This is a genomic window from Nonomuraea sp. CA-143628, assembly GCF_050942315.1.
In the GTDB taxonomy this organism is placed as follows: Bacteria; Actinomycetota; Actinomycetes; order Streptosporangiales; family Streptosporangiaceae; genus Nonomuraea.
The window spans coordinates 5,418,799-5,436,026 of sequence record NZ_CP192072.1; the positions used below are offsets into that span (position 1 = coordinate 5,418,799).

The following is a 17,228-nucleotide window of genomic DNA, read 5'->3' on the forward strand; positions in this document are numbered from 1 at the left end:
AAAGCCAACGTCGGCGTCGCCGCCCGTCCGGGAGTTGATCAATGCGGCAGGGTGACACCGTCGCCGTCGTCTCGCCCTCGGGGCCACCGAACGCCATCCTGCTCAGGCGGGGGGTCGAGCGCCTGGAGGGGCTCGGGCTGAAGGTCGTGGTCGGCGAGCACGTTCTCGGCAGCCAGGACCTTCCGTATCTCGCCGGAACCGACGCGGCCCGCGCCGCCGATCTTCAGGCCGCCTGGTGTGACCCGGCCGTCTCCGTGGTGTTCTGCGCCAGGGGCGGCTACGGCGCGGCCAGGCTGCTCGGCCTGCTCGACTGGGGCCTCATGCGCGCGGCGGGACCCAAGACGCTGATCGGGTCGAGTGACATCACGGCGCTGCACCACGCGTTCGCGGCGGAGCTGGGCGTGCCCACGCTGCACGGCCCGATGCCGGCCTGCGACGTGATCGCCAACGAGAAGCGGGCCGAGCCGCGTACCTGGGAGCACCTGCGGGCCGCCCTGGACCGCCAGGCGCCGCCCGTAGTCGGCGACCAGGTGCTGGCTCCCGGCCGGGCCGAGGGCATACTGGCGGGCGGTAACCTGTCGCTGCTCGCCTCCATGTGCGGCACCCGCTACCACCCGTCGTTCGCCGGGAAGATCGCGCTGCTGGAGGACATCGGCGAGGAGCCCTACCGCATCGACCGGATGCTCACCCAGCTCTTGCAGGCGGGTGCCTTCGACGGCGTGCGCGGGATCGCCCTCGGTTCGTGGGTGGACTGCGGAGATCCCTATCCCGTGCTTAAAGACCGGCTGCTGCCGCTCGGAGTGCCGGTCCTGGCGGGGTTGCCGGTGGGTCACGGCACACCACAGATGAGTGTGTGGCTTGGGGCTCTTGGGGCTATCGATACCGAATCGTGCTCGCTGGCTGGTCTGTTCCGCGACGAGGAGCAGGCAAGGTAGGAATACACGCATACCGACAAAACGGACAGAGGGGGACACGGCGCGTGAACTTGTTCAGGCGTGACCGGGAGCCCTCGCGACGCTCGATCGAGGACACCGATCTCGACTCCCTGCTCGGGCTCGTCGCCGATTCCCTCGGCTTCACCTGCGTCTTCGCCGCCGACGGCGCCTCGCTGACGTTGAGTGGCGGCAGGGAGATCCTGGTCAGGCTCACCGGGCTGCGCCGCGAGGCGGGCCGCAGGCCCAGGGACGACTGGCCGATGCTCGTCTCCGAGCACCTCGCCAACGCGGTCGCGGCGGCCGACGAACGGCTCGACGTGTGCGACCTCGACCAGGTCAAGCCGCTGCTGCGGACCCGCGTCGAGGCGGTCGACGAGGTCGCCGACCTGACCAGGGTCGTCGGCCGCCACCTCAACGGCGACCTGGTCGAGCTGCTCACGGTGGGCTCCAGGCCGGTACGCCCCGAGGAGGCCGGCTGCTGGCCCGTCCCGTCGGGCAGGGCGCTGGAGCTGGCCGTCACGAACGTCGGGCGGGACGAGCGGCTGGAGATCGAGTCCATCGAGCTGTCGGGCACGCCGGTATGGCGCCTGACCAGCCGCACCCCGGCCGCCGCCACCCATCTGCGCTGGCTCGGCGACTATCTGCCGTTGCCCGCCGACGGGGTGCTGGTGGTGCTGCCGGACCCGTACACACTGATCGTGCACCCGGTCGACGGGATCGGCGTGGTACGGGCCCTGGAGCGGCTGCGCGTGCACGCCGTACGCACCGACGGGCTCAGCCCGCAGGTCTACTGGTGGCACGAGGGGCGGCTGACCCTCATCAGGGCCGACATCGTCCTTCAGGACGGCCTGGCCCGCCTCGTGGTGGCGCCGCCGCCGGAGTTCGCCAAGGTGCTGGCCCGGCTCGCCGCCTAGCCCAGCCGGGAGAGCGCGCGGGCGGCGTGCACCAGGGGGACGTGACTGAACGCCTGGGGGAAATTTCCCACCATACGGTCGTATCGCGGGTCGTACTCTTCGGCGAGCAGCCCCACGTCGTTGCGCAGCGCGAGCAGCCGCTCGAACAGCTGCGTCGCCTCCTCCTTGCGTCCCTGCATGGCCATCACCTCGACCAGCCAGAAGCTGCACGCCAGGAACGCGCCCTCGCCGCCGGTCAGGCCGTCGACCTCGTTGTCCTCGGCCACCGGGTAGCGCAGCACGAAACCGTCGGACATCAGCTCCTTCTCGATGGCCGCCACCGTGCCGACCACGCGTGGGTCGTCGGCCGGCAGGAAGCCCACCATGGGCATGAGCAGCAGCGAGGCGTCAAGGGCCGTCGAGCCGTAGTACTGGGTGAAGGTGTTGCGCGCGGGGTCGTAGGCCCGGTCGCAGATCTCGGCGTGCACGACGTCGCGCAGCTCCCGCCACCGGTCGACGGGGCCGGTCCTGCCGAACTTCTCCACGTACTTCACGGCACGGTCGAGCGCCACCCAGCACATCATCTTGGAGTGGGTGAAGTGCCTGCGCGGGCCGCGTACCTCCCACAGCCCCTCGTCCGGCTCGTCCCAGTGCTCGGCCACGTAGTCGAGCAGCTGGCGCTGGATCGCCCAGGCGCGGTCGTCGGCGGCCACGCCGGAGGTCCTGGAGAAGAACAGGCAGCTCATCACCTCGCCGTAGACGTCCAGCTGAAGCTGATTGACGGCGTCGTTGCCGATCCTGACCGGGCGGGAGCCCTCGTAGCCGTCGAGCCATGCGAGCTGCGTCTCCGGCAGCCGGCGCTCGCCCGCGACGCCGTACATGATCTGCAGGTCCTGCGGGCGGCCCGCGATGGCGCGCAGCAGCCACGCCCGCCAGGCGGCGGCCTCGTCCAGGTAGCCGGAGTTGATCAGGGCGTCGAGCGTCATCGTCGCGTCGCGCAGCCAGCAGTAGCGGTAGTCCCAGTTGCGGATCCCGCCCAGGTCTTCGGGGATGGAGGTGGTGGGCGCGGCCACGATGCCACCGGTGGGCTCGTAGGTGAGGCCCTTGAGGGTGATCAGCGAGCGGACGACGGCCTCGCGGTAGGGGCCTTCATAGGTGCATTTGGCCACCCACTCCTTCCACAGCGCCTCGGTCTCGTTGAGCTGGGTCTCGGCGTGGATCTGCGACGGCATCGGCTGATGCGACGGGTGCCAGGTGAACACGAACGGCAGCCGTTCGCCCTCCTTGATGGTGAAGGTGGCGCGGTGCGCGTAGTCGCCGCCCTTGAGCGGGACGGGGGAGTGCAGCCAGATGGAGTCGGGGCCGCCGACCGCCTGCAGGTGGCCGTTGGTACGGCGGACCCACGGCACGATCCTGCCGTAGTCGAAGCGGACCCTGAGCTGCGTGGACATCTCGACCGTGCCCGAGACGCCCTCGACGATGCGGACCACGTCGGGGTTGCGGTCACGTGGCGGCATGAAGTCGATGACGCGGACCGTGCCCGTCGGGGTGTCCCACTCGCTCTCCAGGATGAGCGTGTCGGGGCGGTAGCGCCGCCGCGTGGCGGGCCGCCTGCCGGTGGGGCCGAGCCACCAGTGGCCGTTGCGCTCACTGCCGAGCATGGCCGCGAAACAGGAGGGGGAGTCGAATCTGGGCAGGCAGAGCCAGTCGATGGAGCCGTCTCTGCCGACCAGGGCCGCCGACTGCATGTCCCCGATGAGCGCATAGTCCTCGATCCGCATGTATCGACGCTACCGGCGGAAGGGCGATCTCGCGGCCGCTCCGCGCACGTCGCGTCGTGAGCGGGCACGGCCACGAGATCACGTCATGGGGAAGTAGCGGGTGAGCAGCTGGGTCAGCGGGCCGATGGCCAGCGCGAAGATCAGGGTCCCGACGCCGACCGTACCGCCGAGCAGCCAGCCCACGGCCAGCACCATGATCTCGATGAGGAAGCGGGCGAGCCGGAGCGACATGCCCAGCCGGGTCAGGCCGGTCATGATGCCGTCCCGCGGTCCCGCGCCCATCCCCGCGCCGATGTACAGGACAGTGGCCAGGGCGATCGACAGCACGCCGAGCACCAGGTAGAGCCAGCTCGCCGCCCAGTGCGTGGCGGTGGGCAGCACCGAGAAGGCGGCGTCGGCGAACAGGCCGACGAACAGGACGTTGCTGATCGTGCCGAGGCCGGGCTTCTCCTTCAGCGGGATCCACAGCAGCATCACCAGCACGCCGACCGCGAGGATGATCGTCCCGACCGACAGGCCCGTCCGCAGGGCCAGGCCCTGGTGCAGGGTGTTCCACGGGGCGTTGCCCAGCCCGGACACGAGCTGGAAGGCGATGCCCAGCCCGTACAGCGCCAGACCGCCGTAAAGACGCAGGAGGCGGACGGGGAGGGTGTTCGGGCGTGGAACGGTCGCTTCACTCATAGTGGTCCCAGAGTGGCAGGGACCTGGCTTGCCAAAACAGGGCCAATCGCGGAAAGTGGCCTTTATGCGGCATTTGTCGGCGACTCAGGTGGCCAGGCTGGTGGACGTCCCGGCGGGCGCCCGGCCCTATTACCGCGCGCTCGCCGACTCCGTGCGCGCGCTCATCATGGACGGGCAGCTGCCGGTGCGGGTGCGCATGCCCGCCGAACGCGACCTGGCCAAGACCCTGGCCGTCAGCCGCACCACTGTAACGGCCGCCTACGACCTGCTGCGCGAGCGGGGCTACCTGGACAGCAGGCAGGGCTCGGGGAGCTGGACCGCGCTGCCGGACCCGGCCATGTCGGCGGACAACCCGTGGCTGTCCGTCGACGGCGACGGGCTGATCCCGCTGCACTGCGCCGCCCCGCCCGCGCCGTCGGCGCTGGCCGAGGCCATGACCGAGGCTGTGGCGGACCTGCCCAGGTACGGCATGGGCCACGGCTACGACCCGATGGGCCTGCCCGCGCTCAGGGAGCGGATCGCCGCGCACTACACCGGCCGCGGACTGGCCACCAGGCCGGAGCAGATCCTCGTCACCACCGGCTCCCAGCACGCGATCCAGCTCGTACTGGGCCTGCTGGTCGGTGCGGGCGACCCGGTGCTCGTCGAGTCGCCCACCTACCCGCACGCCATGGACGTGGCCCGCCAGCGCGGCGCCAGGATCGTGCCCGTCGGCATCTCGCACGAGGGCTGGCAGGCCGACCTGGTCTCCTGCGCCATGCGCCAGTCGGCGGCCCGGCTGGCCTATCTGATGCCCGACTTCCAGAACCCGACCGGCGCGCTCATGGACGACGCCACCAGGGCCGCCATCGCCGGGGCCGCCAGGCGTACCGACACCGTGCTCGTGGTCGACGAGACCTGGTCGGAGCTGGCCCTGGACGAGGTGCCTCGCACGGCGCCCATGGCCGCCTTCGACACCGACAGCCGGATGATCAGCATCGGCTCGGCCTCCAAGCTGTGGTGGGGCGGGCTGCGCATCGGCTGGGTGCGCACCACGGCCGCGCTCGCCCGCCGCCTGGCCGTCCACCGCGGGGCCGTGGACATCGCCAGCCCGGTGCTGGAGCAACTCGTGGTGGCGCGGCTGTTCGACCGGATCGAGCAGACCAAGGCCGAGCGCCGCCGCACCCTGCGGGCCTCCCGCGACGCGCTCGTCGCCGGGCTCCGCGAGCGGCTGCCCGGGTGGAGCTTCACCGTGCCGAAAGGCGGCGGCACGTTGTGGGTACGGCTGGACGGGGGCTCCTCGGTCGCCCTCGCCGACGCTGCCGCCCATCATGGGGTACGGCTCGCGCCGGGGCCCTGGTTCGGGCTGGAGGGCACGCTGGAGGGCTACCTGCGCCTGCCGTACACGCACTCGCCCCAGGTGCTCGCCGAGGCCGTCAGCCGGATCGCGGCGGCCCACGAGCGCGGAGCCGCCGGGACCAGGCCGCGGCTGCCCGACTCGCTCATGCCGATGGTCTGAGTCTCATTCCGGGGGTTTGACACCCCTGGCCAGCGGGGCGCGCCAGTTGTAGCGCATCGCGGCGATGCGCAGGCCGAAGGCCAGCACGGCGGCGGCCAGCGTGGCGGGCCAGCCGTGCAGATCGTGCGTGTAGAGCGCGGCCATCACCGCCGAGCCGAGCGTCGCGGGCACCGCGTAGAGCTGGCGGTCGTACAGCAGTGTCGGGATCTCCCCGGCCAGCACGTCGCGCAGCATGCCGCCGCCGATCGCGGTCGTGACGCCGAGCAGGGCCGCGTGCAGGGGGCCGAGCCCGTAGTCGAGCGCCTTCTCCGTGCCCACCGCGCAGAACAGCCCGAGGCCCGCCGCGTCGAGCACCAGGATGGCGGGCATCACTTTGGCCACGTGCGGATGCCAGAAGAACACGATGACCGTGGCCGCGAGCGGCACGAGCACGTAGCCGGAGCTCTGGAAGGCGGTGGGCCGGACGTTGAGGATCAGGTCGCGCACGACGCCGCCGCCCAGCGCGGTCATCTCGGCGATCACCGCCATGCCCACCACGTCGAGCCGTTTGCGTACGCCCATCAGCGCGCCCGACAGGGCGAAGACGAAGATGCCTACGAGATCGAGAATTTCCGACACGAGAGAGATTTCTACCGGAGCGGCTTGGTGTGGTGCTCCGCCATCAGTACCCGCAACCGCCGGGTGAACACCAGCAGCACCGCTCCCGCCACGACCGCTGTCGAGGCCAGGAGCAGGTAGTAGGCGGGTTCCGACAGCACGTTGCCGAGCCGCCCGGTCTGCCCGCCGACCGCGTCGCCCACCGACACCGCGATGAACCAGATGCCGAGCATCTGGCCCTTGAACGCCCGCGGCGCCAGCTTGCTGGTGACCGAGAGCCCGACCGGGCTCAGCGACAGCTCGCCGAACACCTGGATCAGATAGACCAGCATCAGCCACCAGACCGAGATCTTGCCCGTCTCGGCCAGCTTGGCGGCCAGCGCCATGACCACGAAGCTGAGGCCCGCCATGAACAGCGCGAACGCGAACTTCTGCGGCGTGCTCACCCGGGTCCCGAGCTTCGTCCACAACGCCGCGAACACCGGCACCAGGAGCAGGATGAACAGCGAGTTGAACGACTGCGTCGTCGCCGCCTCGATGGGAATGCCGAACGGCGACAGGACGGTGTTGTGCTGGGCGAAGAACAGCAGCTTGCTCGGCGCCAGGTCGAAGATCATCCAGAAGATCGCGGCCGCCACGAAGAGCCAGATGTAGGCCTTCATCCGCAGCCGTTCGTCCTCGGTCAGGTCGTGGCTGCCGAGCATGATGTAGCCGAAGTAGAGCACCGGCACCGCCAGCACCACGATCGTCACCACGACCGTGAGCCTGGACAGCGTGAACGTCCCCGTCGCCACCCAGATCGCCATGGCCACCACGGTCACGGCCACCGCGAACGAGACGAGCCTGACGGCCCGCGCCCGTTCGGACGGCGTCAGCGGCAGCCCCGGCTCGTCGCCCACGCCCCTGAGGCTCTTCCTGCCCACCGTGTACTGCAGCAGGCCGAGCGCCATGCCGACCGCCGCCGCGCCGAAGCCCAGATGCCAGCGGCCACCCTTGGCCAGCTCGCCCACCACGATCGGCGCGAGGAAGGCGCCGATGTTGATGCCCAGGTAGAACAGCGAGAACCCGGCGTCCCTGCGCCCGTCGTCCTCGTCGCGGTAGAGCCGGCCGACCATGACCGAGATGTTCGGCTTGAGCAGGCCGGTGCCCGCGATGATCAGTAGGAGTCCGAGCCAGACGAAGAACGACCCGCCGACCGGGAGAGCCATGCTGATGTGGCCGCACATGATGATGAAGCCGCCCAGGAAGACCGATCTGCGCGGGCCCAGCATTCGGTCGGCGATCCAGCCGCCGGGCAGCGCCACCAGGTAGATCAGCGCGCCGTAGACGCCGACGACCGCCTGCGCGGTCTGCTCGGTCATGCCGAGGCCGTGCTGGGCGGGCGAGGCCGCCATGAAGGTGGCCAGGATGGCGCGCAGGCCGTACCAGCTGAACCGCTCCCACATCTCGGTGCCGAACAGCGTCGCCAGGCCCCACGGATGCCCGAAGAACGTCCTTTCGCCCTTGGCCATGCGACCTCCCGCCTTTGTGCGCGATCCATCACTCTACGTGACGACGATGCCGAGGTCTTGCCGCTACTCCGGCGGTGTGGTGCGATGCATCCCAGCTGAGCAAGTGATTACTGACTGGAGGCGGGTGCCATGGCAGATGTCCTCGAAGTCCGGGCGGAGATCGACCGGTTAATCGCCGGCCGTACCGTATGCGGGCAGCTCAGCGAGCTGGCCGAGCGCTACCCCGACGCGCCCGCCTACTCCGACCCCGTCGACGGCGGCTGGAACACGCTGAGTTACGGCCAGGCCAGGCAGCGGGTGCTCGAGATAGCGGCCGGATACGCCGCGCTCGGCCTCGAACCCGGCGAATCCGTCGCGCTGATGATGGTCAACAGAAGCGAGCACGTGCTCGCCGACCTCGGCGCGGTGCACGCGGGCGGCGTCGGCTGCACCGTCTACTCGACCTTCGCCCCCGACCAGATCGCCTTCGTCGCCGCCGACGTGAGCGCCCGGATCGCGGTGCTGGGCGGGCCCGCCGAGCTGGCCCGCTGGCAGCCGGTGCTCGACCGGCTGACGGGACTCCGCAAGATCATCTTGCTGGAGGGCGCGCCCGACGACGACGACCGGTTCCTGTCCTGGACGGACTTCCTGGAGCTGGGCCGCTCCGCGCTGGCCGCGCGCCCGGAAGAGGTCGAGGCCCGCTGGCGCGCCGTGACGGCGGACGACATGGTCACCGTGCTCTACACCTCCGGCACCACCGGCCGGCCCAAGGGCGTCCCCCTCACCCACGCGAACGTCTTCTACGAGGTCGAGTCGACCGACCGCATCACCTCGCTGCCCCTCCAGGGCACGCAGATCTCCTACCTCACCTACGCGCACATCGCAGAGCGGGTGCTCAGCCTCTACCTGCCTCTGGTGAAGGTCTCCCACGTGCACTTCTGCACCGACCTGGCCAACCTCGGAGCCACGCTCGGGCAGGTCAAGCCGATGATGTTCTTCGGCGTGCCACGCGTGTGGGAGAAGATGATGGCCCGCCTGCTGGCGGTCCTCGCCACCCAGACGGACGAGCAGCAGGACGCCGTACGACGGGCCATGGCCGCCGGCGTCGCCTACGTCGAGGCGGGCCAGTACGGCGGCACGCTCACCCCCGAGATCACCGCCGCCTACGAGCAGGCCGACTCCTCACTGCTGTCCGTCATCCGCGGCATGATCGGCTTCGACCGCGCCGAGTGGACCGCCACGGGCGCCGCGCCGCTCCCCGCCGAGGTGCAGCGCTTCTACGCAGGTCTCGGGCTCAAGGTCATCGATGTGTACGGCATGACGGAGACGACCGGCGCCTTCACCGGCAACAGCCCCTCCTGCTACCGCCTGGGCACCGTCGGCCGGGCGGAGCCGGGCGTCGAGGTCCGCCTCGCCGAGGACGGCGAGATACTCACCCGAAGCCCCCTCAACACCCGCGGCTACCACAACCGTCCCGAGGACACCGCCCAGCTGATCGACGACGACGGCTGGCTGCACACCGGCGACATCGGCACGGTCGACGACGACGGCTTCTACCGGGTCGTCGACCGCAAGAAGGAGCTGATCATCACCGCCGGCGGCGAGAACATCTCCCCGGCCGAGATCGAGAACCACCTCAAGGAGCACCCCCTCATCGGCCAGGCCCTCGCCTACGGCGACAACCGGTCCTACCCGGTGGCCGTGCTGACGCTCGACGCCGAGGTGGCACCCGGCTGGGCCCAGGCGCGCGGCATCACGTTCGGCTCGCTCGCCGAACTGGCCGAGCACTCCGCCGTGCTCATGGAGGTGGAGGCCGCCGTCGTGGTGGCCAACGCCAAGCTGGCCAGGGTGCAGCAGGTCAAGCGGTGGGCGCTGCTCGGCACCGAGTGGACGGCCGAGACCGAGGAGCTGACGCCCAGCCTGAAGCTCAAGAGGCGGGTCATCCACGCCAAGTACGCCGATGTCATCGAGGGCCTGTATTCCGGCTGATCCTTTGCCGTTCGGGGCGTGCGTCGTGGTCCTGGTCATTACCGGATGCTTCCTAGCGTCTCGATCATGACCAGAAGTCTTCTTCTCGTCTCGCTCGCGGCGGGGGCCCTGGCGGTGCCCATACCGGCGTCCTCCGCAGCGACCGAGCTCGCCATTCGTGAGATCAACATCAGGCCCGCAAGCCCCGTCGTCGGAGCCGGGAACACCGTCCGCCTGGTGATCGACGTGGTCGCCAAGGGGGCTACCGGGAAGGACGGGGTGACCATCAAGGTGGAGCCCGGGTCCACGCCCGGCGCCACCGGCCAGACGCCCATCACCGGCGGATCACCCGTCGGCGCCGTACCGCCGGCCACGGGTACGCCTCCCGCCACGGGCACCGGGGTGCTCGCGCCCGGTCGCCGAAGCGCCCTGCGCGTCACCGCTCCGGGCGGCAAGCCCGCTCCGGGCGGAGAGGCCGTCGTGGATCCCGCCCAGGCCGTGGACAGCGGGGCGCGGCCGGTCGGGGAGGGGTGGCCGTCGTGGTTCGGCCCGGACATCTGGGCGTCGGCCAGGCGGCCGCAGCCGCGGCCCATCACCGTGGAGCCCGCGCTGCCGTTCATGCCGGAGTGGCGGACGGTGCCGGTCGGGATGCGGATGCTGGACGGCTGGCAGACCTGGCGGTTCCTGCCCGACAAGGTCCTCACCCGCTTCTACCCGTCGGGCACCTGGACGATCACCGCCACCGCGACGGGCGAGGACGGGCAGAGCGTGACGCGGAACCAGACGTTCCAGCTCAAGCGGGAGACCAAGATGTCGTCCGTACGAGCGGAGAAGGTTGGCGGCGCCGACTCCGTACGGCTGCGCGGCTCCCTGACCAGGGTGGACCCGCGCGGCTACGAGGACTATGCGCCGTTCGCCGACCAGCAGGTGGAGATCCTGTGGCGCGCGGAGGCCGAGGACACCTGGGAGCGGGTGGCGATCGCGACCACCGGCGAGACGGGCGACTTCGGCAGGACGGTTCGGGGACGCTCCGGCGGCTACTGGCGAGCCCGCTACCTGGGAACCGACCACTACGCCCCAAAGGTCTCGAAAATCCACGAAAGCGGGATAAACACCTAAAAACGGTGTCATAAAGCCCGTCGGGTGAATTGTCGTTGCAAGATTGTGATCGGGGCTTTCGCAACTTTTCCTTTCCCAAACGCGTCAATGGCGTTGACGTGCCCTGTCCTTGGGGCGCGTTCTCCACACGGGGAAGGAAGTTCATTCATGATGCGACGTCTCGCCGCCGGACTGGCTGCGGCTGCTCTTGGCGCCACGGTCCTGGCGACCGCCGCCACTCCGGCGCTGGCGGAGCCCGAGCCCGACGGTGGCCACACCGCCCTGCAGTTCGACGCCAACCCCGAGCCGGCCTGGCGCGGCAAGCCCCTCAACCTCGAGGGCAGGCTGTCGGTGCAGTGCGAAGAGGACTACATCAGCGGCTTCGTGTCCGTCCACAACGCCGACTACTGCAAGGAGTCGGAGTCGTGGCACCGCCTCGGCTGGAAGCGGATCTCGATCCTCTTCAAGGCCGACGGCAGCGGCCGGTGGGAGTACGTGGAGTCGGTCCGGACCAGCCGTGACGGCTACTTCTCCACCCGCGTCCCGGCCTACACCTCGGGCACCTGGAAGGCGGTCTTCGAGGGCTCCGAGTGGCTCGACGGCTCGCAGGCCACCGACTGGGTGAAGGTCGTCGGCCGCCGCCACTGACAAGCGGCTCGAGAAATGCCCGGTCCCCGTCACGGGGGCCGGGCATTTCCGGTCTTGGGCTTTATGGCTCCTCCCGGTAGAGCACCAGATGCTCGTGGTAAAGGACGCCGTCGCGGATATCACCCGTCGCGGTGAATCCGGTGTCGTCCACATAGTCCAGATGGGCACCCGTCACGGTGTAGCGGCCGGTATAGGCGCTGAGCCGGTCGCCGCGGGCCTCGTCGTAGCGCCCGTCCGGCAGAAGCTCCTGCCGGATGTGGCCGTCGGCCGTCACCCACATGCCGACCACGTTCACCTCGGCCATCGGATCCCCCCTCGTCGGTTCTCTGTCGCGTCGTCAGTCTCCCGCCCGCCCCTGTCCGGTGACAGGCAGCGCTGTTCCTAGGTGCGCGCCACCCAGGCGGGCGCGCGGCCCAACCGGTGATGGCGTAGAGTCCCGCGGATGATCGAAGAGCCGTTGGCAGGCGGTGGGGTCAACGAGGTCGTCCGGGTCGGGAACACCGTCCGGCGGCCGACCGGTCCCTGGACGCCGGCCGTACACCGTCTGCTGGATCACCTCGCCATGGCCGGGTTCGACCGGGCGCCCCGCGCGTACGGGCTGGACGAGGCCGGCCGGGAGATCCTCGACTTCGTCCCGGGCGACGTGGCGCACTACCCGGTGCCCGCCTACGCCTGGAGCGACGCCGCGCTGGAGGCGCTGGCCGTACTCATGCGGGCCTATCACGACGCCACCACCGAATTCGCGGCACCGGACGCCGAGTGGTACTTCCCGGCGCGCGAGCCGGCCGAGGTCGTCTGCCACGGCGACATCGCGCCCTACAACTGCGTCTACCGCGACGGCCTGCCGGTGGCGCTCATCGACTTCGACACCGCCCATCCCGGGCCGCGCCTGTGGGACGTCGCCTACGCCGCCTACCGGTTCGTCCCGCTGTCGGCCGTCGGCAACGGCGAGGCCGTGACGCCGGTGGCCGAGCAGGCCAGGCGGCTCCGGCTGCTCGCCGACGCCTATGGCCTTTCCGGCGAGGAGCGTACGGCGCTGCCCGAGGTGGCCGCCGAACGGCTGCGGGCGATGGTGGATCACATGCGGCGGCAGGCGGCGGCCGGGAACCAGGCGTTCGCCGCCCACCTGGCCGACGGGCACGCCGACCTCTACCTGACGGACATCGAACACATCACCCGCCACGCCACCGAGTTCCGGAACGCCCAGTGAGGAATCACCTGATCGCGAACCGCGTTGTCGTCCGGTGAGTTGTCGGGTTTGGGAGCGGCCGGAAGACCGGCATAGGCTGGGCTCTGGCGACGGATTGGAGGTGACGCCATGTTGCGAGACTCGTTCGGACGGGTGGCGACGGATCTGCGGGTGTCCCTCACGGACAAGTGCAACCTGCGCTGCACCTACTGCATGCCGCCCGAAGGGCTCGACTGGCTGCCCAACGCCCAGCTCCTCACGGCCGACGAGATCGTCAGGCTGGTCACGATCGGCGTCGAGCGGCTGGGGATCACCGAGGTCCGCTACACCGGCGGCGAGCCGCTGCTGCGCCGCGAGCTGCCCGACATCGTCGGCCGCACCGTGGCGCTCGATCCCAGGCCGCAGGTGTCGCTGACGACCAACGGCATCGGCCTGGCCCGGCTGGCCGGGGTGCTCGTCGAAGCGGGCCTCGACCGGGTGAACGTCTCGCTCGACACTCTCGACCGCGACACCTTCAAGCGGCTCGCGCACCGCGACAGGTTCGACGACGTCATCGCCGGGCTCAGTGCCGCCCACGAGATGGGCCTGCGCCCCGTCAAGGTCAACACGGTCCTGATGCGCGACATCAACGACCACGAGGCCGTGCCGCTGCTGCGCTACTGCCTCGAACGGGGTTACGAACTGCGCTTCATCGAGCAGATGCCGCTCGACGCCCAGCACGGCTGGAGCCGCGACAACATGGTGACCGCCGACGAGATCCTCGCGATGCTGTCGGCCTCGTTCGACCTCACGGCCGACGATCTCGAGGATCGCGGCAGCGCCCCCGCCGAGCGCTTCCTGGTGGACGGCGGCCCCGCCCGGGTGGGCGTGATCGGGTCGGTGACGCGCCCGTTCTGCGGCGCCTGCGACCGCGTACGGCTGACCGCCGACGGGCAGATCCGCAACTGCCTGTTCGCCACCGAGGAGTCCGACCTGAAGACGCCTCTGCGGGCCGGCGCCTCCGACGAGGAGCTCGCCGCTCGCTGGATCGCCGCCGTCTCGCGCAAGCGCGCCGGGCACGGCATCGACGACCCGTCCTTCCTCCAGCCGTCCCGCCCGATGTCGGCGATCGGGGGCTAGCCCTCTTCAGCCGTACGTGGGGCGGCGCTGCCCCCGCCCGGGCCGGGAGCCGGGGTGGGCGGGTTGACCGGGGCCGGGTTGCGTACCGTGGGGGCGTGACGATCGGCGGAGAGTACGACGCGGTCATCCTGGCCGGGGGGCAGGCGCGGCGGCTGGGCGGTCTGGACAAGCCCGGTCTGAGTGTCGGGGCGCGGGCGATGATCGAGGGCGTCGTCCTGGCGGTCTCCGGAGCCCGCAGGGTGATCGTGGTCGGCCCCGAACGCCCGCTGCCAGGGGTGTTCTTCGCGCGGGAGGATCCGCCGGGCGGCGGGCCGGTTCCGGCTTTGCGGGCCGGGCTGCGTGAGGCCACGGCGCCACAGGTGGTGCTGCTCGCCGGAGATCTCCCGTACCTCAGGGCCGGACACGTCGCCGAGCTGCTCCACGCCTCGGACACGGGTGGTGGCGGGGTGGTAACGGTGGACGACGGCGGGCGGGAGCAGTGGCTGCTGAGCCTTTGGCCTGCCGAAACACTGCGTCGAGCACTGGACGGCTACACCGGGCGCTCACTGAAAGGGCTGCTCGGCCCGCTCATCCACGCGCGCGTCGCGCTGTCCGGCCGGCCATGGTTCGACTGCGACACAATGGACGATCTAGAGGAGGCTCGCATGAACGTGCTGAACGAGTGGACCGCCCTGGCCTGCCAGGAGCTGGGCATCGACCCGGCCCGCGTCGACCGGGACCTGATCCTGGACCTGACCAAGGAGGTGGCGCACGGCGTCGCCAGGCCCGCCGCGCCGCTGACCGCCTATCTGCTGGGGCTCGCCGAGGGCGCCGGCACCGCGCCCGAGGACGCCGTCGCCCGGATTACCGCGCTCGCCAAGAACTGGGGCGCGGCCACGACCGAGACGCTGACCGAGAGTTGACACCCCAACGAACTGTTGGTGTCAAGCCATGCTCAAAGTTGCGAATTTTGAGCGAATAATGAGCGCCAGAGAGCGTAAACGATTTTGGGAAAGCGGCCCTACCCAACAGGGTCCCGGGGCATTGGACTGATCGTCCGAGTGAGAGTTTCCCCAGGAAAAGGGCGACGCCGGGTGGTTACGGGGGCAAACCACCCGGCGTCGCTTCATCGGCGTTCCGACGGGGGCCCGGAACGCCGGCACCAGCACTCCGACGGGGGACCGGAGCGCTTGCCTAAAGCGTACACCTACAACCCATGGGATGCGTCAAGACTTAGTCACGACCCGATCTCGCGTCGATGCCTTGGTATCTCGCTTTGGTTAGCTTCTGGTGTGTGAAAGGTAGGGGGAGGGGCATCCCTGCCCCTCTCATTGGCCCCGATTACGGCTATGTATGGCAAAAAGACGGCCGCGGCGATGAACAGCAGCCGGTACGGCCAGGGCACCGGGACGACCACGGCAAGGATCAGGCACAGCGTGCGGATCCCCATCTTGATGAGGTAGCTGATCTCCCGCCGGTGGATGTCCGAGCTCAGCGACGGTTTCGCGTCGGTGACCTGGTGGACGTCCTGCTTCTTGCGCCACCCCTTCATGACATCAACGGTAGACCCCGCGTGCGCCGCCCGCGACAGCGACCAGGGGCGGCGGCAGCGGTCATGCGATCATGGCCTTCGACTAAGGAGTGTGGAGATGACGGATCGTACGTACCGGGTGACCGAGATCGTCGGCACGTCGGGGGAGAGCATCGACCAGGCCATCCGCAACGGGATCAGACGCGCGTCGGAGACGCTGCGGCACCTCGACTGGTTCGAGGTGACGGAGGTACGCGGGCACATCGACGCGGGCGAGGTGGCGCACTTCCAGGTCGGCATGAAGGTGGGCTTCCGCCTGGAGGACGCCTGACGGCCCCGAGCACCGCTGAAACGGCCATGAGCGCGCCCAGGTGAGTCCTGGACGCGCTCATGAGCCAGTGCTACGGGAAAGGGTCAGCTCGCCTGGCTGACCGTGGACATGTTGAAGTCCGGCACCCTGATGGCGGGCATCACCGTACGGCTGAAGTAGTCGCCCCACTCGCGCGGCAGCGTCTGCTCGCTGGCACCCACCTCCGAGACCCGCCCCAGCAGGTCGACCGGGCTCTCGTTGAAGCGGAAGTTGTTCACCTCGCCCACGACCTCGCCGTGCTCGACCAGATAGACCCCGTCACGGGTGAGCCCGGTCACCAGCAGCGTCTGCGGATCGACCTCGCGGATGTACCACAGGCACGTGAGCAGCAGGCCGCGCTCGGTGTCGGCGATCATCTCCGTCAGCGAGCGCCCGTCGCCGGGGGCCCGCACGATCAGGTTGTCGATCGAGGGCGTGACCGGCAGCCCGCTGAGCTCGGCCGAGTACTGCGTCTGCCGCAGCGCCGTGAGCTGCCCCTCCCGCACCCAGTCGGTCGCCGACAGCGGCAGGCCGTTGTCGAAGATCGAGCTCTCGCGGCTGGAGGCGTGGGCGACCACGAACGGCGCGCACTCGATGCCCGGGGCGGCCGGATCGCTGAGGAGCGTCACCGGCAGCGTGGCCAACCGCTCGCCGACCCGGGTGCCGCCACCCGGCTTGGCGAACACCGAGCGGCCGTCCAGCGCGTCCCTGGCGCCCGCGGACCAGTACGCGTAGACCATCAGGTCGGCCACCGCGCTCGGCGGCAGCAGGGTCTCGTAGCGCCCCGCGGGCAGGTCCACCCGGGTCTTGGCCCACTCCAGCCGCTGGGCCAGCGACGCGTCGAGCGCCGCCACGTCCACGTCGGAGAAGTCGCGGGTGCCCACGCCCGACCAGGCCGAGCGCTTCAGGTCGGCCGACTTGGCGTTGAGCTCCAGCCGCCCGGACGGCTGGTCGTGGCGCAGCCGCAGCCCGCTGGAAGTGCCGAGGAAGGTCGAGGTCAGCGAGTGCTCCGCGAAGCCGTACAGCCTCCTGCCGCCCGCCTCCGCGGCGGCGAACGCGTCGCCGAGCGCGGGCGCGAACCGCTCGAACACCCCGATGTCGGTCGGGGTCACCGGCTCGGCCCACGAGGCGCTCGCCGGCAGGCCCTCGACCAGCGGCCGCGCGTCCTCGGCAGGCTGCGCCTCGCGCGCCGCCCGGTCGGCCGCGGCCACCACGTCGGCGAGCTGATCCGGTCGTACGGCGGCACGGGAGACCACGCCCACGCCCTGGCCGGCGATCGAGATCACGGTCAGCCGGGCGGAGCGGGCCACGCCGTTGGTCGTGAGCGTGTTGCCCGCGAACCGCAGGTTGGCCGTGGACCCCTCGTCCACGAGCACGACGCAGCCATCGGTGGTGGACAACTCCAGAGCCTTCTCCACCATGTCCTGCGGAGAGATCTGAACGGGCAGACCGGTATGGCCCGCCCCGGATCG

17 protein-coding genes are annotated in these 17,228 nt (G+C 70.3%); 10 read left to right on the forward strand and 7 right to left on the reverse strand.

The window, feature by feature from the left end:
- Positions 1-41 precede the first annotated feature (41 nt).
- Both ACQP2T_RS24790 and ACQP2T_RS24795 read left to right on the forward strand, forming a co-directional pair.
- A complete protein-coding gene (locus tag ACQP2T_RS24790) occupies positions 42-935 on the forward strand; it encodes a S66 peptidase family protein (RefSeq protein WP_433518434.1) in 894 nt (297 codons plus the stop codon).
- 44 nt (positions 936-979) lie between these two features.
- On the forward strand, positions 980-1,849 hold the full coding sequence (locus ACQP2T_RS24795) for a hypothetical protein (protein ID WP_357958521.1): 870 nt from the start codon (positions 980-982) through the stop codon (positions 1,847-1,849).
- On the opposite strand, the gene ACQP2T_RS24800 is transcribed toward ACQP2T_RS24795, so the two are convergent.
- Together ACQP2T_RS24800 and ACQP2T_RS24805 are read right to left on the reverse strand one after the other, a co-directional pair.
- Positions 1,846-3,609 carry a glycoside hydrolase family 15 protein gene (locus tag ACQP2T_RS24800; RefSeq protein ID WP_433518435.1) on the reverse strand — a complete coding sequence of 588 codons (1,764 nt, stop codon included), beginning with the start codon at positions 3,607-3,609 and terminating at the stop codon, positions 1,846-1,848. The genes ACQP2T_RS24795 and ACQP2T_RS24800 overlap by 4 nt on opposite strands.
- Positions 3,610-3,687: 78 nt before the next feature.
- Entirely contained in the window at positions 3,688-4,290 is a 603-nt protein-coding gene (locus ACQP2T_RS24805) for a YczE/YyaS/YitT family protein (RefSeq protein WP_433518436.1), read from the reverse strand.
- A gap of 64 nt (positions 4,291-4,354) precedes the next feature.
- Between ACQP2T_RS24805 and ACQP2T_RS24810 the strand changes: the two genes are divergently transcribed.
- A complete protein-coding gene (locus ACQP2T_RS24810; RefSeq protein ID WP_433518437.1) occupies positions 4,355-5,788 on the forward strand; it encodes a PLP-dependent aminotransferase family protein in 1,434 nt (477 codons plus the stop codon).
- 3 nt (positions 5,789-5,791) lie between these two features.
- Here the strand turns inward: ACQP2T_RS24810 and ACQP2T_RS24815 are convergent, their stop codons facing one another.
- Entirely contained in the window at positions 5,792-6,406 is a 615-nt protein-coding gene (locus ACQP2T_RS24815) for a trimeric intracellular cation channel family protein (protein ID WP_357958530.1), read from the reverse strand.
- Between the two features lie 11 nt (positions 6,407-6,417).
- On the reverse strand, positions 6,418-7,896 hold the full coding sequence (locus ACQP2T_RS24820) for a peptide MFS transporter (RefSeq protein WP_433518438.1): 1,479 nt from the start codon (positions 7,894-7,896) through the stop codon (positions 6,418-6,420).
- Positions 7,897-8,025: 129 nt separating this feature from the next.
- Between ACQP2T_RS24820 and ACQP2T_RS24825 the strand changes: the two genes are divergently transcribed.
- The 3 genes from ACQP2T_RS24825 to ACQP2T_RS24835 all read left to right on the forward strand — a co-directional run bounded on the left by ACQP2T_RS24825 (position 8,026) and on the right by ACQP2T_RS24835 (position 11,589).
- Positions 8,026-9,864, forward strand: a complete 1,839-nt coding sequence (locus tag ACQP2T_RS24825) for an AMP-dependent synthetase/ligase (RefSeq protein ID WP_433518439.1) — start codon at positions 8,026-8,028, stop codon at positions 9,862-9,864.
- Positions 9,865-9,930: 66 nt separating this feature from the next.
- Positions 9,931-10,962: a hypothetical protein gene (locus ACQP2T_RS24830; RefSeq protein ID WP_433518440.1), complete on the forward strand. Its 1,032-nt coding sequence runs from the start codon at positions 9,931-9,933 to the stop codon at positions 10,960-10,962.
- Between the two features lie 147 nt (positions 10,963-11,109).
- A complete protein-coding gene (locus ACQP2T_RS24835) occupies positions 11,110-11,589 on the forward strand; it encodes a hypothetical protein (protein ID WP_433518441.1) in 480 nt (159 codons plus the stop codon).
- Between the two features lie 61 nt (positions 11,590-11,650).
- On the opposite strand, the gene ACQP2T_RS24840 is transcribed toward ACQP2T_RS24835, so the two are convergent.
- Positions 11,651-11,893, reverse strand: coding sequence for an Atu4866 domain-containing protein (locus ACQP2T_RS24840; protein WP_433518442.1), 243 nt, complete (start codon positions 11,891-11,893; stop codon positions 11,651-11,653).
- Between the two features lie 138 nt (positions 11,894-12,031).
- On the opposite strand from ACQP2T_RS24840, the gene ACQP2T_RS24845 reads away from it, so the two are divergent.
- From ACQP2T_RS24845 to ACQP2T_RS24855, 3 genes are all read left to right on the forward strand, one after another.
- Positions 12,032-12,799 (forward strand): phosphotransferase, encoded by a 768-nt coding sequence (locus tag ACQP2T_RS24845; protein ID WP_433518443.1) that lies wholly within the window; start codon positions 12,032-12,034, stop codon positions 12,797-12,799.
- A gap of 108 nt (positions 12,800-12,907) precedes the next feature.
- A complete protein-coding gene (gene moaA / locus ACQP2T_RS24850) occupies positions 12,908-13,897 on the forward strand; it encodes a GTP 3',8-cyclase MoaA (protein ID WP_433518444.1) in 990 nt (329 codons plus the stop codon).
- Between the two features lie 95 nt (positions 13,898-13,992).
- Positions 13,993-14,799, forward strand: a complete 807-nt coding sequence (locus ACQP2T_RS24855; RefSeq protein ID WP_433518445.1) for an NTP transferase domain-containing protein — start codon at positions 13,993-13,995, stop codon at positions 14,797-14,799.
- A 314-nt stretch (positions 14,800-15,113) separates the two neighbouring features.
- Here ACQP2T_RS24855 and ACQP2T_RS24860 read toward each other — a convergent pair whose 3' ends face one another.
- On the reverse strand, positions 15,114-15,428 hold the full coding sequence (locus ACQP2T_RS24860) for a DUF3099 domain-containing protein (RefSeq protein ID WP_433518446.1): 315 nt from the start codon (positions 15,426-15,428) through the stop codon (positions 15,114-15,116).
- 97 nt (positions 15,429-15,525) lie between these two features.
- Here ACQP2T_RS24860 and ACQP2T_RS24865 point away from each other — a divergent pair, with 97 nt between their 5' ends.
- Positions 15,526-15,738 (forward strand): dodecin, encoded by a 213-nt coding sequence (locus ACQP2T_RS24865; RefSeq protein WP_225291326.1) that lies wholly within the window; start codon positions 15,526-15,528, stop codon positions 15,736-15,738.
- Positions 15,739-15,821: 83 nt separating this feature from the next.
- On the opposite strand, the gene ACQP2T_RS24870 is transcribed toward ACQP2T_RS24865, so the two are convergent.
- Positions 15,822-17,177: a metallopeptidase TldD-related protein gene (locus ACQP2T_RS24870; RefSeq protein WP_433519827.1), complete on the reverse strand. Its 1,356-nt coding sequence runs from the start codon at positions 17,175-17,177 to the stop codon at positions 15,822-15,824.
- Positions 17,178-17,228 lie beyond the last annotated feature (51 nt).